The sequence below is a fragment of the Planktothrix mougeotii LEGE 06226 genome (assembly GCF_015207485.1).
Classification (GTDB): domain Bacteria; phylum Cyanobacteriota; class Cyanobacteriia; order Cyanobacteriales; family Microcoleaceae; genus Planktothrix.
Genome location: NZ_JADEWU010000002.1, coordinates 49,550 through 64,470 on the forward strand (window position 1 = coordinate 49,550; position 14,921 = coordinate 64,470).

The window sequence follows — 14,921 nt, forward strand, 5'->3', positions numbered from 1 at the left end:
CAATTACGGAATACATGAGTTTTGGCTAAAATTTTACAGACTATTTACTTTTTACTGCTTCTACCTTAAGAGTTATGTTGATTGCTTCATCTGTTTCGCAAACTTGGATTTGGAAAGGCTTCCCCATTTGTTATGTGAGGGAGGGTAATAATGGCCCTGCGGTGGTTCTAGTGCATGGGTTTGGTGCATCTTGGGGACATTGGCGAAAAAATATCCCTGACTTAGCAAAACATTGTCGCGTTTTTGCATTAGATTTAATTGGGTTTGGAGGGTCAGCTAAACCCAAACCGACGGAAGAAATCAGTTATACTTTTGAAACTTGGGGACAACAAATTGCTGATTTTTGTCGAGAAGTTGTTCAAGAACCTGCTTTTTTAGTGGGAAATTCTATTGGTTGTATTGCGGTGATGCAGGCTGCAATTGATCACCCTAATATTGTTCAAGAAGTTGCTTTATTAAACTGTTCTTTAAGATTATTACATGAACGCAAACGGGATCAACTTCCTTGGTATCGTAATTATGGAGCGAGTGTCGCCCAAGGGTTATTAAAATATTCCTGGTTTAATCAATTCTTTTTTAAACAATTAGCAACGCCTCAAACTGTTAAAAAAGTATTATTACAAGCCTATAAACGAGATGAAGCCGTTACGGATGAATTAGTCGAAATGTTACTAAAACCTGCCCAAGATCAAGGTGCAGTCGATGTTTTTGCAGCTTTTACTCGCTATTCTCAGGGGCCATTACCAGAGGATTTATTACCTGAATTACCTTGTAAAGCAATAATATTATGGGGAACAAATGATCCTTGGGAACCGATAGAATTGGGAGAAGAATTTAAACAGTATTCAACAGTTAAACAGTTTATTCGATTAGAAGGAGTCGGTCATTGTCCCCAGGATGAAGCCCCCGAATTAGTTAATCCTATTTTATTAGATTGGATGCTGTCTTAAAATTAGCGATCGCTCTCATAGGATATAAAAGTAGTAAGCCCTTCAGGGCTTTCTTCCCTAGACTTAGCAGCAAAACCTAACACCAATAACCATAAATTAAATTTATTACTGTTGGGTTTATGGGATTAAGCCCTGAAGGGCTTACTACGAAGTCGGGGGATTAAGCCCTGAAGGGCTTACTACGAAGTCGGGGGATTAAGCCCTGAAGGACTTACTACGAAGTCGGGGGATTAAGCCCTGAAGGGCTGACTACGAAGTCGGGGGATTAAGCCCTGAAGGGCTGACTACGAAGTCGGGGGATTAAGCCCTGAAGGGCTGACTACGAGGTTATTCTTGATTCATTTGAGCATCTTTGACGGCGGCAAAAAATAGAAACACACCTAATGGAATACTCAAGGCTAAAATAATACTGGTGGTTAAACTTCCCAGTTGTGGAACTCCCGAAGAAAGTTCAAAAACCGAACCCACTGCGGCGATCGCAGCGATACAAGACCCTAATAACAAAACCATACTTTTTGGAGTGCCAACCATGTTGAATTATCCTATATTATTTAATGGGTTTAACAGCTTTGGGAGAGAATTTATGTTTGGCTAACTCTTCATTTAATGCCAATTGATTCTCAACTCGATCAACAAATAAAACCCCATTCAAATGATCCAGTTCATGTTGAATAGCACGACATAATAATTCCGTCGCCCGTAGGGTTCGAGGTCTGCCATTTTCATCTTTAAATGACACTTCCACCACCTCCGGGCGAGTTACATCCATATACACCCCTGGAATACTTAAACAGCCTTCTTGAAAGGGTGAAATTTCAGCACTACTTTTAATAATCGTGGGATTAATTAACACTAAAGGCGGGTTAGCAGCATTATCGGGTTCGCAGTCAATTACAATCACTTGTTTATTCACAGCGACTTGAGGGGCGGCTAAACCAATACCATCCGCACTGTACATGGTTTGTAACATCTCCCGCACGAGTTGGCGAATCTCATCATCAATTCGGGACACTCGTTTTGCAGGCGTTCTCAAGGCGCGATCGCCTAAATAATGGATTTCAAAGGGCGGTTTTTCTAATTTTTTCTTTTCAACTAAAACTTGTGATGTCATGGAAGGGTTACTCTTAGCTTTTGAAACAATCTTGTTCTTCTTTTATCTTAATGGATTTTAACAATTAAAAGGGGGTTGGTGCGTGCGCTGCGCTTACACACCCTACAGTGATCGCTTGACATTGAGCGATCGCTGTGCTAAGGTCGTAGTAACGAACATATAAGTTTGATCAAAACACCCATGCCCATTCGCAATTGCTATTACTTTTATTTTTGGTGTAGCACGGTTCACAGAGAGTGAATCCATTGGTGTATGGAAACTCCCTAGTGAACCGCAGAAACAAAGGCTGCGGTTTTTTAATGGTCAACCTTCTTATTTTTACAGCAAAACAGCAATGACAAACTTTATCCAATCTTACTTTTATGGCTTTTATTTTTGGCCCCGAATAGGTTCTGGGTAAAGTTTGCTGCTGTTTTCACAAACGCCAAGCCCGGAACCTCAAAAAGGTTTCGGGCTTTTTAAATGTTTACCGTTTCTATGAACACAAAAGGAGAATTCCCATGTTAGATGCTAAACTCGTTTCTAAAACCCATCCTGAACATCAAACCGTTATTAATATTTCTGATACCGTGACTGTCGGGGGTCAAGACTTATTAATCATTGGTGGCCCTTGTGCGGTGGAAAGTTTAGAACAAATGGAACAAGTTGCCCGCCATCTCGCCCATACTTCCGTACAAATGCTGCGAGGCGGAGTCTTCAAACCGAGAACCTCTCCCTACTCCTTCCAAGGTCTAGCTTTGGAAGGACTTCATATTTTAAAGGGTATTAGTCAACGCCATCATATTCCTGTTGTGACCGAGGTAATGTCTATTGAACAAATTGAATCTGTTGTAACTTATGCAGATATGCTGCAAATTGGAAGCCGCAATATGCAGAATTTTGAATTATTAAAAGCATTAGGAAAAGCGGGTAAACCCATTTTATTAAAACGGGGTTTAGCAGCAACAATAGAAGAATTTGTAATGGCGGCTGAATATATTTTAAGTCATGGCAACCCTAACGTTATTTTATGTGAACGGGGTATTCGTAGTTTCGATAATTTCACCCGCAATGTGTTAGATTTAGGGGCTGTTGTTGGTTTAAAACAGTTAACCCATTTACCTGTTATTGTTGATCCATCCCATGCGGTCGGAAAACGAGAATTAGTTGAACCTTTAGCAAAAGCCGCCATTGCTTGTGGGGCGGATGGACTGATTATTGAATGTCATCCTGAACCGGAAAAATCCGTTTCTGATGCTAGACAAGCGTTATCTTTAGAAGATATGGCGGAGTTGGTTAATCATTTACGTCCCGTTGCGGTAGCTGTCGGACGAGAGATTCTTCAGGTTGAATCTCCAGCACTGGCATTCGTTTAATTGCTGTAGAGACGTGCCATGGCGCGTCTCTAGCAGTAATAATAAATAGCAGAATTGTATATAAATACCTGAACCATGACTATTGAAATCAAAGTTCCTTCGATGGTGTGTCAAGCCTGCGCCAATACTATTACCAAAGCCATTAAATCTTTGGATGCTGAGGCTGATGTGCAAATTAATTTAGACACGAAAACGGTCAATATTAAGGGTAAACCGTCGGAAACCGCCGTTAAAGAAGCGGTTGTATCCGTTGGTCATACCGTAGAGTCTTAACCGATAATAGGGTACACCAAAAATTAACAGTCATCAGTCATCAGTCATCAGTCAACCGTTAAGAGTCAACTGTCAATTGTTTTCTGAACCGTGACAACAGCTTCAACTTTAGCTTTTTGTTGTTCAGAATCAATACTGGTAATTGCCCATCGTAGGGGTTCACCGCGTTTTTTTAATTCCGCTTCAATAGCCTGATTTAAATCGACTGGAGATTCCTGTAAATCAATTTCAGCCGTAATAAAATGAGTTGTCATCGTTTGGTTTAATCCTCAATATTGTCTCTTCAAAAACTCAACAAATCAGAGGCAGTAGACGGTTAACTGATGAGTGAGAACGGGTACAGAAACACCTGAACACCGCGATATACTCGCTATAGCTAATATGAAATCTTTAAATGTTTGCTACGCATCCGTATCGTGTAGAGACGTGCCATGGCGCGTCTCTACAGGGGATTTAGGGATCATCTGTAGTATAAATTTGAGGATTTCATATAACAAGCAACAGTTAACCATCCACCGTCATTTTAATTAAGAACCTTGACCAAATTGGCGATCATAGACTTCTTCTTCTTTTCCAGGAACCAGTTTGAGATTAGAACGGGGATAGGCGATACAAAGAAGGACATAACCTTCTGCTTGTAGGTCAGGACTTAATCCCATACCCTGACTTTGCTCGACTTCACCTTCGATAATTTGGGCAGCACAGGTAGTACAAACTCCTGCATTGCAAGAATTGGGTAATGTGATCCCGGCATCCAATGCGACTTTGAGGATTTGTTTATCCTCTGGAACTTCGACGGTTTGGACGTTCCCTTGGTCATGAAATTCAACTGTATAGGTTTTAGACATCGTGTTCTTTTTAAACCCTGAACCATTGTATCGCTGAGTGCCACCAATTCCAGTAATGACCTTCCCTAAAAGTTGAGGGTTACGTCAAGTTACTGAAACAGTTTGCATAAACTCTTGTCATCTATCTTAAGATCAATATTTGGCAAAATGATGAACGGAGTTGGATGAGGTTAAAGTTGACAGTTGAGTTTTTTTTATCGGGTGTCTAAGAGTTGAAAGCATTGTGCTATTGTTAATTCACTCCGATCAAGAGTAAAAAGAGAACCCTTGAGCGAAAAGCGAATTTGATCAAAAGAGTGCATTCTACAGGGTCTTTGTGTTATTGCTATAACTAGAGATCAACTTTCACAATACAGTTATGGGGACTTGCTCCATTTTCCGCGCGTCTCGTAAATTGCCTGATCGAGTATTTTGTAGTCTGATTTGCGGATTTTGTAGTGATTTCAGCCTTTCTGATCATTGGATGTGGATAGATTATGGGGAAATGTTAGAGTTAAGATGGTTTATCGCCTCACCCTCTTGTGCCAATTTTTGTAACTAATTCATCAAAAATCTAGCCGATTTCACACGCTAAGTTTGTAGAAACTAGCAGGGAATACGGAACTTTGATAGGATAGGACGTCTGTGTTCAAAACAATGAAAAATATGAATCAACTTGATCCTTTACTTTGGCACCGATTTTTAAAGATTGCTCAACCCTTCTTTTATCCTTTAGAAGCAGGAAGTGGGAAAGTTTTTTTGAGTTTATTGTTGTTATTATTAATCTTTTTGTTTGCTGCTGTTTTTGTTTTAGTGAGTGGAGTTTCGATTGTAAGTCAGTATATTTTTCCTGATTTCTTTAATAGTATTGCTCCTGGTTTATATAAATCCGTTGCTAGTATTATTTACTCTCCCTCTATTATTATTGTCCTTTTAATGCTTTTAGTTCCCATGGGGGCGTTTTTCCTGTATCGAAATCAAATAAAAATTCGTTGGCAACCTTGGGCATTTTTAAGCGTTCTCTTATTCTTATCCCTATCCGTTAGTGGATTAAATGTCATTATTAGCTATGTGGGTAACTTTTTTACAACGGCTTTAGCTGAAAAAAGTCAGGATGAATTTTGGCGATTTCTTTATGTTTATGCGGGTGTTTTTGTTGTGGGAACCCCCATCGTTGTCTTGTATGGATATACCCGCGATCGCTTAGGGAACTACTGGCGAAAGTGGTTAACGGATGAATTTTTAGATCGGTATTTAAGTCAGCGTGCCTTTTATCAAATCGAATCCGACGGAAAGATTGATAACCCGGATCAACGGATAACCGAAGATATTAAATCTTTTACGATTACCAGTTTAAGATTTTTACTGATTATCCTAGGTTCAATTATTGATGTAATTTCTTTTACTGGAATTCTTTTTTCTATTTCCAAATCTCTTTCGGTTTTTCTGTTAATTTATGCTTTCATTGGGACTTTAATTACCGTTGTAATTGGACGGCGTTTAATTCCCCTGAACTTTAATCAATTAAGACGAGAAGCAGATTTTCGTTATGGGTTAGTTCATGTCCGCGATAATGCCGAATCTATTGCTTTTTATCAAGGGGAAGACCAAGAACTTAACCAAGTTAAACAACGTTTTTTAAAAGCCTTTGAAAACTTTAATTTATTAGTAGGTTGGCAACGAAATGTTAATTATTTTACCAAAAGCTATCAATATGCAGTCATTATTTTGCCTTCGTTAATTTTAGCTCCCATTTATTTCGCAGGAACGATTAAATATGGGGATATTACTCAAGCTAATTTTGCTTTTGCTCAAGTTTTAGGTGCTTTTTCTATTATCGTCAGTGAGATTGAAATTCTGAGTGCGTTTGCGGCTGGAATTAATCGTTTAGCAACGTTTTCTGAATTTTTAGAATATCCAAAACCTGTTGATCAAGGAGATAGACAGATTGATTTAACGATTGATTCTCCCCTGGCTTTAGAACACGTTACCCTGAATACTCCTAATTATCAAAAAATATTAGTTAAAGACTTATCTCTGACTCTCGCTTCCGGTGAAGGATTAGTAATTATGGGTCAAAGTGGAGTCGGAAAAAGTTCTCTATTACGGGCAATTGCTGGGTTATGGACATCAGGAACAGGGCGGTTAGTTCGTCCTGAATTATCGTCGATGTTATTTTTACCCCAACGTCCCTATATGATTTTAGGAACATTACGGCAACAATTACTTTATCCCAATATTAATCGAGAGGTTAATGAAACTGAATTACGTCAAGTCTTGAAATTAGTTAATTTAGAAGATCTGCCAGAACGAGTCAATGGATTTGATGCTGAATTAGATTGGGCAAATATTCTGTCTTTAGGGGAACAACAACGGTTAGCTTTTGCCCGATTATTAATCAGTAAACCTCGCTACGCTATTTTAGATGAAGCGACGAGTGCCTTAGATTTAAAAAATGAAGAACTCCTTTACAAGAAATTAGATGAAACCGAAACAACCTATATTAGCGTTGGACATCGGATGAGTTTATTGCGCTATCATCAGCACGTTTTAGAACTCATGGGCGATCAAAAATGGCGCTTAGTTTCAACGAAGGATTATCAAGCTGAAATGAGTTTATTGACTCAATGAAAGGGTGTTTAGGGGGCAGGTACAGGCTTGGGGATAGCCTTAAATGGGTTCATAAAACCGACAGGTATTACAAGGGCCAGAGGGATTCACCGCACAACGCATGAGTTCTGAATGGGCGTTAAACTGACAACTGGCATCCCCAATCACCCAATGTCCATCAATTAACGTTTTATCTTCAGGTCGCTCTACCGATTGTACATATAAGGAAATTTTATGCAGTCGGTAGCGACCGGATTTGAGTTGATAGCGATGGCGACGCTCTAAAACTGTATAAGTTTGCCCATTCCAGTTGAGATAATGACCGGGTTGTGGTGTCCAATCTAAACAAACACTTCCCAGGGTTTGACGGGGATGGGTCAAAATCACCTCCGTTGGTAATGAATTTAGATCCATGATGCGTTCCAGTTCATTCAATACGTGGTGAGATTGTAGCTTAAAAGGTAACAGGGAACAGGGAACAGGAAACAGACAGAAAAAGAGTTGAGTGTCTAGGTTGGCGTTATCTGTAATTTACCCCCAAGCCTGAATACAATTTAACTCGGAAATTATTTTTGATTTTGCCACTGAGTCACTAGGGAAATGGCCCCAATCAAAATTTTATGCTCTTGAACTTGAATTCGGGCGTGTAAGGTTTCCGGGGTATCATCGGGTAAAATTGGAACCGCCGCTTGCATTAAAATGGGGCCGCTATCGACCTCTAATTCGACTAAATGAACGCTACATCCTGTAATTTTAACTTGGGCTTCTAAGGCTTGTTCTACCCCTCGAATTCCAGGAAAACTCGGCAATAAACTCGGATGTAAATTAATAATTTTTTGAGGGAAGGCATCGACTAAAACTTGAGTTACAATTCGCATCCACCCGGCAAAAACAATCCAATCGACATCATGTTCTTTTAAGGTTTTAACAATATCTCGATCTAAATCTTCCCGTTTTTTATAGTGGCGATGATTTAAAAGAATTGTTTTGACTCCAAATCGTTGCGCTCGTTCTATGACTTTAGCATCGGGATTATTATAAATTAAAACTTGAATTTGAGCATTGAGTTGTTGATCTTGGATAGCTTGAGCAATTGCCTCAAAGTTGGTTCCGCTTCCAGAGGCTAAAACGCCAATTTTTAAAGGATTACCTTCCACAAATAAAGGAGAAGGAATAGGAGGAGAAATTAAACAGGAGGTTGAATCAATTCCCGTTAGCGTCGCATTCATTGAGAGTTTCACCTATCGATACAGTAATTTAGTTCGTATTATCGAATGAAAGGACAACAGTATTACTTTTTTTTATTTTAAATTTGGAATTCAACCCCATCCAATTCTATCGATATCGATTGCCAAACTATTGTAAAATATTTTGAGAAAACTTTATCAAAATTAATTCGGGTTATGGCTTCTTCACCTATTTCTCAGAAACAGCTTCTGGATCAAGATGCAGTCATGGCTTGGATTTTTCTGGCTCCAGCTTTGCTACTGATGGGGATCTTTATTGTATGGCCAATTGGGTATTTATTTTACCTGAGTTTTACCCAAGGGAGTTTTACACGGTCTGGGGTTTACGGGGTGGGACTGAACAATTATGTGCGTTTATTTCTGAGTCCTGATTTTTGGCAAGTGCTGTTTAATACAATTTATTTTACCGTTGCAACGGTAATTCCAATTTTGATAATTCCTTTAGGATTAGCGGTACTTTTAAATCGAACTTTTGCTTTACGAGATATTCTCAGAACAGCTTATTTTATTCCCTCCATTACTTCCTTAGTCGCCGTTGGTTTAGGATGGCGTTGGTTATTTCAATTTAATGGCCCCGTCAATGGATTATTATCCCACATTGGACTTGATCCGATTCCTTGGTTAAGTAGTACAATCTGGGCAATGCCTGTATTAATTTTACTGAGTATTTGGAAACAATTAGGGTTTAATTTAGTAGTATTTTTAGCAGGGTTACAAGCAATTCCTCAAACTCGATATGAAGCAGCCGAATTAGATGGGGCAAATCCTTGGCAACAATTTTGGTACATCACCTTACCCGGTTTACAACCTACTCTTGTTTTTGCAACGGTAACAACGGCTATTTTTACCTTAAGAAGTTTTGAGCAAGTTTATGTCATAACCGGAGGCGGCCCCTTAAATTCGACGAATGTTTTAGTTTATTATATTTATGATCAAGCCTTTGCTCAATTTGATTTTGGTTATGCAGCCGCAGCAGCAACTATTTTACTAGCGATCGCTTTAATTTTAGTTTATATTCAATTGAAATTGTTTGGAGAAAATTAATCTATAGGGAACAGGGAACAGGGAACAGGGGAGGCAGGGGAGGCAGGGGAGGCAGGAAGAGAAATTTCTATTGCAAGAGTGCCTATTATCTATTTCCCATTCGTAATTCGTAATTCGTAATTCGTAATTCGTAATTCCCTCTCCTACAAACAATTCGCACATAAAATCCCCGATGCTGCTACGGCGGGAACTCCAATACCAGGTTGGGTACTATCTCCCACTAAATATAAGCCTTGAATCGGGGTAAATGGCCCTGGAAATCTCCCTTGACCTGCAACAATGGCAGGGCCATAAGTGCCTTGATAACGTCGTAAATAGCAAGCATGGGTTAAAGGTGTTCCAATTAATTCTAGGGTGGTTCGTTGGCGTACATCGGGGATAATTTTTTCTACAGCACGATATAAAGGTTCGGCTTTTTCCCGTTTCTTTTGAGCATAATATTCATCTTTTTCCCATCCTAAAAAGGGTTCTAAGGTATAGGCATGAATCAGATAATGACCGGGTGGAGCTAAATTTTTATCCCAAACAGAAGGAATCGAAATCATACAGGTATTGCCCGGAACAGTAATATCAAGGTTGCTATTATGAACCACAACATGATGCCCCGTTAGTTCCTCTAATCCGTCAGCTTTAAGTCCTAAATGTAGGTGCATAAAACTATCAACTGCCGGAGTATTTAAGGCGGTTTTACGATAGTCTGGAGGTAAATCCGAAGGGTTTAATAAATGGGTATAGGTATCCCAAATTGTGGCGTTAGAGATGACAGTTGGAGCTTGAAATTCTTCTCCCTTTCGAGTTTTAACGCCATACACTTTTCCCCCGTGAACTAAAATTTTTTCAACGTGGGTTCCTAACTGGATCTTTCCTCCAAATCGAGTTAATCCTCGCACCAAAGCTTGAACAATAGCTTGACTACCTCCGAGGGGATATTCAATCGGAGAATAATTCCGTTCACCTATCATAAAAGCAACTTCTGGAGTCACCGTTCCTTCTGCTTTTAATCCTGATAATAAAAAACATTCTAAATCAATTAATCGTCGTACCCAAGGGTCGTGAACAGTTTGGTCAACGATTTTCCCCACTGAACTCGAAATATCACCCAAGACAGGCAGTAATTTTAATAAAGAAAAGCCATAATTTGTGATTAATTTAGGAATTATTTTCCAATCAGCGCGTAACTCAATGGCGGGAATTTCTTTTAAGCCTTGATAAACTTTCAGTAACCGATGTTCAAATTGGGCAAATTCTAGCGCGCCTTCGGGTGTAAATTGAGCAATAGCCTTTCGATAACGTTCGCTATTCCCATAAACGGCCAAAGACCCTTCAGGAAAATGATAATGTCCTAGAGGGTCATAGACTACCGTTGCCAGGGACTCCCCCAAACGAGTTAAAACTTGCTGTAAAGGATTTAAACTCTGGGAATTACTCAGTCCACAATAAAACGAGGGGCCTGAATCAAAATGGAAGCCCTGACGAGAAAAACCCTGTGCTGCACCTCCCGGCAAGGTATGGCTTTCTAAAATCATGACCTGTTTACCAGAGTGAGCCAAAAGAGCGCCTGCTACTAAGCCACCGATACCACTGCCAATGACAATTACATCAAAATTTTGCATCCGTATTGATCAGGTTGTGGAGGTTAAGCAATAAGATTTTACCGCTATTTTAATAAAAAATAGCGTAAAATATACTAGGCTACTCCGCATTAAAATTATATTCTAGGATGAGGAAGGGAAAATGGGGAATGAAAAATAGAAATTTGTGTTTGTACAATTGAGATGTATTTTAGTGGATCATCAGGGATGCCTGCATTTCTTCTGAATAGTCCTTTAACGGGATGTAAACTTAAGCAGATTCGGAGTGTATTCAAGCCTTTAAAGGTTTTGAAAATAGAACAGAGGAGTCATAATCCCTCAAAAAATTCTAATCAATTTGGGTAAAAATGATCCTCTAAATAACCGATTATGAGCGATAAGTTTCTATTTCCTCCTCAGTACCACCTATTATTAACAAAACCCTAGTACCGGATACGCTTAAGTCACTTCATAAATTGTTGACTTTCTGTATTGGAGACTAAAATGCCAACCCCGTCCCGTCTAAATGAAGTTGCTCAAAGTTTAGAATCTGATCCGAATTCAACGCGGATTAAGAAAGTTCTGTTATGTGCTTATAATGGCAAATGGGAAAATGATGCTCAAATTTTAAATGCAACTAATTTAACTCATATACTTCAAAATATTTATCAAAAATATCCTCAATTTGAACCCCTTAAAATTAGTCTCAATAATATTTTATCTCGTCTTAATAAAAAGAATGAATATGGTCGTGTTATTCACAGCATTGAAGAACAGATCACTCAACTTTATCTTCCTTCTCTTTCGGAAGAAAATTCCGAAGTTAATCAACCGTCAATTACAGCATCAGAAACCGTAAAAATTAGTCCTGAAGAGTTAAATTCTCTGTCCTCTGTCTATTTAAGTCAAGTAACTTCGCCGGATGCCAGAAGCAATATATCGGATTTATTTGATGTGCGATTTAAAATCATGCAGCATACTAATCCCTTACGGGCAAAACTGGTGATTTTTTCGAGTTTAGAAAGAGAATTTAATTATCGAGATGAAGATTGGTCACAACTGAAAAATCAAAGTTTGGATAATTTACTGCGCCAACTCTTACAAACTTTTCCTAATTTAGAACGGCTTAAATCCCATCTTTATAAGATGGCAGAATATTTAGAAGATGTGGATGAAAATATACAAGTTGTAACAGTCATTTTAGAAGCTCTAAATCATTATTATGAACCTAAACAAAAATCTTATGCAGAGATTGCCGAATCTTCCCCGCCTTCGATTTTACAGCAACATTTTTTAACGAGTCAAGCCATTGATATTAATGAAAGTGAAACCCTGCATTTATTAAATCCTAATCCCCAGGACTTTCAATTTGCCTTAGACAAGGGAGAGACTGTTCAGGTTCCCTCGTCCATCAGTCAAAGTAGTCTTTCTGATTTTACCTTAGCAACATCTATTAGTAATATTGAGATTGCAGAACCTGATGTAGAAGACAACAGTGATATTATTCAAAAAAGGCTAAAATTGGAGTTAAACGTTGAGGAAAAAATTGAGCATAGTCTAGCTGATTCTTTAGTACCATTAACAACAATTTTAAAGCATTTGGAGTTATCTCTTAACCAAGAATTAAAAAATCAGACCCCTGAAGTTCAATTAGAAATTAAATATAAATCTTTAAGAAAGTTTATTCATCTGCTTCACGATAGAATTGCAGATTTAGGGATGGTAATTAATCAATCGGAAGTCGAAGATCAACAACGATTATTGTTGAATAAGACCGTGATGATGGATGGAGGTGAAGACCCAGAGAACCCGCAACACCGACTGACTCAACCCCAATTGCTGGAACTCGCCAGACAGGGCCATGCAAAAGCGATCGCAACGGTAATCAGTCAATTCCTCAAACCGAAGGGAATAAACACTCTCGCTAAGTCAAAAGACGCTTGCTTGCACATTATACTAGAGTCAGATCAAGTGCCAAATCAAGCGACTATGAGTCAATTTGTTTATCAAAAACTTTTGGATTTGAAAATCATATCAATTCAGAAGATCAAAGTTTACGCTCGAACTCCTGGCAATAAGTCAATGGCTTGGGTGCAAGAATTTACCTATACGGGGACTGATAGATGTTAATAAACAACCCCATATAAAGCCTAACTAGAAGTTAGGGGTTTAAAACCCATTATTCTGATAATTAATTATGGATGAGGAAACATTACTCGAACAGTATCGAGCCGGACAAAAAAACTTTAAAGGAATTAGTTTAAGGGGTGCTGAACTTAGTCGTGCGGACTTGATTGGTGCTAACTTAAGTGGTTCAGATTTGCAAGGAGCCAACTTTGTTTTTGCTTATTTGAATGGAGTTAATTTTTCCCGCGCTAATCTTAAAGGTGTCCGATTTAATGGTGCGATTTTAAATAAAGCCAACTTAAGCGGCGCTAACCTCAGCGATGCAGAATTTCATGGCACAATTTTACAAGGCGCAGATTTTAAAAAAGCCAATTTAGCCTTAGCAACCTTATTGGATGTTAACCTGATTCAAGCGGATTTAAGAGGTGCTAATTTACAAGGAGCCGATTTAAGAGGCGCTTGTTTAAGGGGGGCAAATTTGCGCTATGAACCGAGAATTTATGAAAGTGTGAATTTACGAGGTGCAGATTTAAGAGGTACAGATTTACAAGGGGTCAACTTAACCGGAGCGGATTTAACTAGAGCCAATTTAAGTGGAGCTAATTTAACCGAAACGGTCTTACGCGGTGCAATTTTAACCCAAGCTAACTTAAGTCAATCGAACTTACAATCAGCCTTTTTAACAGAAGCCGTTCTGACAGAAGCCAACTTAATTGGAGCCAATTTAAGGAAAGTCAAATTTGAACGAGCGATCTTAAATGATGCTCAATTACCGGGGGTTTCCTTATGTGATGCAATCCTTCCTGACGCTCAACTCAGTAATGCTAATTTAAGCAATGCTGATTTAAGTCGGGCTAATTTAGTTCGTGCTGATTTAACTCGAACCAACCTAAATTCTGCTAATCTTACCCAAGCGGATTTAACCGATGCTTCTATTGCTCGAACCAACTTAAGAAATGCCAATCTAAGTTATACCTATTTAACTCGCGTAGAGTTGAGCAGTTCTAATACGGCTGGGGCTATTTTGCATGGTGCTATTATGCCGAATGGTGAAGTTCATGATTAAACGTTAAGGATTAAGAATTAATTCCTTTTTTTCCATCTTGTCTCCCTAACTCATAAATTCCCCCACTCAGACAAGCAATAATTCCCACACTAATTGACCAACTTTTATCTAAAGCAATTTCAGTCCCCCAATTCAATAACGTTCCTACAATTAAAAAGGGAACAATGCTAAACAAAGACGCATAAAACGCATTTTGTGACTCTCGACCTTTACGGGTGCGCTCATATTCGGTTTCCGAAGTATATAACATTCGTTCGGCATAATTAAACCAACGATTTAATTGGTGTATCACCCATTCACTCACGGGAGAGAAGCCCCAATACAACGCTAAAGACCATAGGGTTGCGCCTGCAATCAGGGTCGGGTCAAAATGAAATTCAAAGGGAAAAAGATCAAGTAGCATGGGGATAAGGTTTAAGAGTTTATAGAAGTTTACCTATTCTAAATGAAAAAATTGCTAAAATATCAATAAAAGTCATAAATAAAGTGATATGAACCTTATCCGTTTGATTGCTGCTGTTTTCTTACCCCCCTTGGGCGTGTTTTTAACCGTTGGTTTTGGGGGCGCATTTTGGCTGAACATCCTGCTGACTCTACTTGGATTTATTCCCGGAATCATTCATGCTGTTTGGGTGATTGCTAAAAATGATCCCAATTAATTGAGATCAAATTCTACTCCCTCTATTCCTATCCTGATTATTAGAGCATAAGAATAGGGGGTGTTGGGGTTTCCTAAGACT

Annotated in this window: 17 protein-coding genes; 8 read left to right on the top strand and 9 right to left on the bottom strand. The window is 38.8% G+C overall.

Annotated elements, in window-relative coordinates; genetic code table 11:
• Positions 1-74 precede the first annotated feature (74 nt).
• Entirely contained in the window at positions 75-950 is an 876-nt protein-coding gene (locus tag IQ236_RS01240; protein WP_193867599.1) for an alpha/beta fold hydrolase, read from the top strand.
• 327 nt (positions 951-1,277) lie between these two features.
• Here the strand turns inward: IQ236_RS01240 and IQ236_RS01245 are convergent, their stop codons facing one another.
• The 3 genes from IQ236_RS01245 to IQ236_RS01255 all read right to left on the bottom strand — a co-directional run bounded on the left by IQ236_RS01245 (position 1,278) and on the right by IQ236_RS01255 (position 2,307).
• Entirely contained in the window at positions 1,278-1,481 is a 204-nt protein-coding gene (locus tag IQ236_RS01245; RefSeq protein ID WP_193867600.1) for a hypothetical protein, read from the bottom strand.
• A gap of 16 nt (positions 1,482-1,497) precedes the next feature.
• Positions 1,498-2,061, bottom strand: a complete 564-nt coding sequence (gene def, locus IQ236_RS01250) for a peptide deformylase (protein WP_193867601.1) — start codon at positions 2,059-2,061, stop codon at positions 1,498-1,500.
• A 102-nt stretch (positions 2,062-2,163) separates the two neighbouring features.
• Positions 2,164-2,307: a hypothetical protein gene (locus tag IQ236_RS01255; RefSeq protein ID WP_193867602.1), complete on the bottom strand. Its 144-nt coding sequence runs from the start codon at positions 2,305-2,307 to the stop codon at positions 2,164-2,166.
• 254 nt (positions 2,308-2,561) lie between these two features.
• Here IQ236_RS01255 and aroF point away from each other — a divergent pair, with 254 nt between their 5' ends.
• Together aroF and IQ236_RS01265 are read left to right on the top strand one after the other, a co-directional pair.
• Entirely contained in the window at positions 2,562-3,416 is an 855-nt protein-coding gene (gene aroF, locus IQ236_RS01260) for a 3-deoxy-7-phosphoheptulonate synthase (RefSeq protein ID WP_193867603.1), read from the top strand.
• 75 nt (positions 3,417-3,491) lie between these two features.
• Positions 3,492-3,689 carry a heavy-metal-associated domain-containing protein gene (locus IQ236_RS01265; RefSeq protein ID WP_072720756.1) on the top strand — a complete coding sequence of 66 codons (198 nt, stop codon included), beginning with the start codon at positions 3,492-3,494 and terminating at the stop codon, positions 3,687-3,689.
• Positions 3,690-3,754: 65 nt separating this feature from the next.
• Here the strand turns inward: IQ236_RS01265 and IQ236_RS01270 are convergent, their stop codons facing one another.
• Both IQ236_RS01270 and IQ236_RS01275 read right to left on the bottom strand, forming a co-directional pair.
• Positions 3,755-3,943 (bottom strand): hypothetical protein, encoded by a 189-nt coding sequence (locus IQ236_RS01270; protein WP_193867604.1) that lies wholly within the window; start codon positions 3,941-3,943, stop codon positions 3,755-3,757.
• A gap of 273 nt (positions 3,944-4,216) precedes the next feature.
• Positions 4,217-4,537, bottom strand: a complete 321-nt coding sequence (locus IQ236_RS01275; RefSeq protein ID WP_190516382.1) for a 2Fe-2S iron-sulfur cluster-binding protein — start codon at positions 4,535-4,537, stop codon at positions 4,217-4,219.
• 645 nt (positions 4,538-5,182) lie between these two features.
• Here IQ236_RS01275 and IQ236_RS01280 point away from each other — a divergent pair.
• Positions 5,183-7,147, top strand: a complete 1,965-nt coding sequence (locus tag IQ236_RS01280; protein ID WP_193867723.1) for an ABC transporter ATP-binding protein/permease — start codon at positions 5,183-5,185, stop codon at positions 7,145-7,147.
• Positions 7,148-7,186: 39 nt separating this feature from the next.
• Here the strand turns inward: IQ236_RS01280 and IQ236_RS01285 are convergent, their stop codons facing one another.
• Positions 7,187-7,540 (bottom strand): DUF6464 family protein, encoded by a 354-nt coding sequence (locus IQ236_RS01285; RefSeq protein ID WP_072720759.1) that lies wholly within the window; start codon positions 7,538-7,540, stop codon positions 7,187-7,189.
• Positions 7,541-7,692: 152 nt separating this feature from the next.
• Positions 7,693-8,355: a phosphoribosylglycinamide formyltransferase gene (gene purN, locus IQ236_RS01290; protein WP_193867605.1), complete on the bottom strand. Its 663-nt coding sequence runs from the start codon at positions 8,353-8,355 to the stop codon at positions 7,693-7,695.
• A 174-nt stretch (positions 8,356-8,529) separates the two neighbouring features.
• On the opposite strand from purN, the gene IQ236_RS01295 reads away from it, so the two are divergent.
• Positions 8,530-9,417: a carbohydrate ABC transporter permease gene (locus tag IQ236_RS01295; protein ID WP_190516375.1), complete on the top strand. Its 888-nt coding sequence runs from the start codon at positions 8,530-8,532 to the stop codon at positions 9,415-9,417.
• Positions 9,418-9,560: 143 nt separating this feature from the next.
• Here the strand turns inward: IQ236_RS01295 and IQ236_RS01300 are convergent, their stop codons facing one another.
• Positions 9,561-11,030 carry a phytoene desaturase family protein gene (locus IQ236_RS01300; protein ID WP_193867606.1) on the bottom strand — a complete coding sequence of 490 codons (1,470 nt, stop codon included), beginning with the start codon at positions 11,028-11,030 and terminating at the stop codon, positions 9,561-9,563.
• A gap of 462 nt (positions 11,031-11,492) precedes the next feature.
• Here IQ236_RS01300 and IQ236_RS01305 point away from each other — a divergent pair, with 462 nt between their 5' ends.
• Together IQ236_RS01305 and IQ236_RS01310 are read left to right on the top strand one after the other, a co-directional pair.
• A complete protein-coding gene (locus tag IQ236_RS01305) occupies positions 11,493-13,118 on the top strand; it encodes a hypothetical protein (protein ID WP_193867607.1) in 1,626 nt (541 codons plus the stop codon).
• Between the two features lie 67 nt (positions 13,119-13,185).
• Positions 13,186-14,181, top strand: coding sequence for a pentapeptide repeat-containing protein (locus IQ236_RS01310; RefSeq protein ID WP_193867608.1), 996 nt, complete (start codon positions 13,186-13,188; stop codon positions 14,179-14,181).
• A gap of 10 nt (positions 14,182-14,191) precedes the next feature.
• On the opposite strand, the gene IQ236_RS01315 is transcribed toward IQ236_RS01310, so the two are convergent.
• Entirely contained in the window at positions 14,192-14,584 is a 393-nt protein-coding gene (locus tag IQ236_RS01315; RefSeq protein ID WP_190516366.1) for a hypothetical protein, read from the bottom strand.
• Between the two features lie 88 nt (positions 14,585-14,672).
• Between IQ236_RS01315 and IQ236_RS01320 the strand changes: the two genes are divergently transcribed.
• Complete coding sequence (locus tag IQ236_RS01320) at positions 14,673-14,840, top strand: YqaE/Pmp3 family membrane protein (protein WP_190516364.1); 168 nt, start codon at positions 14,673-14,675, stop codon at positions 14,838-14,840.
• Positions 14,841-14,921: the final 81 nt, after the last annotated feature.

Excerpts from the sequence above, each read along its gene's own strand:
- IQ236_RS01240 (WP_193867599.1), top strand. The coding sequence starts at position 75 with ATGTTGATTGCTTCATCTGTTTCGCAAACTTGGATTTGGAAAGGCTTC.
- IQ236_RS01245 (WP_193867600.1), bottom strand. The coding sequence starts at position 1,481 with ATGGTTGGCACTCCAAAAAGTATGGTTTTGTTATTAGGGTCTTGTATC.
- def (WP_193867601.1), bottom strand. The coding sequence starts at position 2,061 with ATGACATCACAAGTTTTAGTTGAAAAGAAAAAATTAGAAAAACCGCCC.
- IQ236_RS01255 (WP_193867602.1), bottom strand. The coding sequence starts at position 2,307 with ATGGATTCACTCTCTGTGAACCGTGCTACACCAAAAATAAAAGTAATA.
- aroF (WP_193867603.1), top strand. The coding sequence starts at position 2,562 with ATGTTAGATGCTAAACTCGTTTCTAAAACCCATCCTGAACATCAAACC.
- IQ236_RS01265 (WP_072720756.1), top strand. The coding sequence starts at position 3,492 with ATGACTATTGAAATCAAAGTTCCTTCGATGGTGTGTCAAGCCTGCGCC.
- IQ236_RS01270 (WP_193867604.1), bottom strand. The coding sequence starts at position 3,943 with ATGACAACTCATTTTATTACGGCTGAAATTGATTTACAGGAATCTCCA.
- IQ236_RS01275 (WP_190516382.1), bottom strand. The coding sequence starts at position 4,537 with ATGTCTAAAACCTATACAGTTGAATTTCATGACCAAGGGAACGTCCAA.
- IQ236_RS01280 (WP_193867723.1), top strand. The coding sequence starts at position 5,183 with ATGAATCAACTTGATCCTTTACTTTGGCACCGATTTTTAAAGATTGCT.
- IQ236_RS01285 (WP_072720759.1), bottom strand. The coding sequence starts at position 7,540 with ATGGATCTAAATTCATTACCAACGGAGGTGATTTTGACCCATCCCCGT.
- purN (WP_193867605.1), bottom strand. The coding sequence starts at position 8,355 with ATGAATGCGACGCTAACGGGAATTGATTCAACCTCCTGTTTAATTTCT.
- IQ236_RS01295 (WP_190516375.1), top strand. The coding sequence starts at position 8,530 with ATGGCTTCTTCACCTATTTCTCAGAAACAGCTTCTGGATCAAGATGCA.
- IQ236_RS01300 (WP_193867606.1), bottom strand. The coding sequence starts at position 11,030 with ATGCAAAATTTTGATGTAATTGTCATTGGCAGTGGTATCGGTGGCTTA.
- IQ236_RS01305 (WP_193867607.1), top strand. The coding sequence starts at position 11,493 with ATGCCAACCCCGTCCCGTCTAAATGAAGTTGCTCAAAGTTTAGAATCT.
- IQ236_RS01310 (WP_193867608.1), top strand. The coding sequence starts at position 13,186 with ATGGATGAGGAAACATTACTCGAACAGTATCGAGCCGGACAAAAAAAC.
- IQ236_RS01315 (WP_190516366.1), bottom strand. The coding sequence starts at position 14,584 with ATGCTACTTGATCTTTTTCCCTTTGAATTTCATTTTGACCCGACCCTG.
- IQ236_RS01320 (WP_190516364.1), top strand. The coding sequence starts at position 14,673 with ATGAACCTTATCCGTTTGATTGCTGCTGTTTTCTTACCCCCCTTGGGC.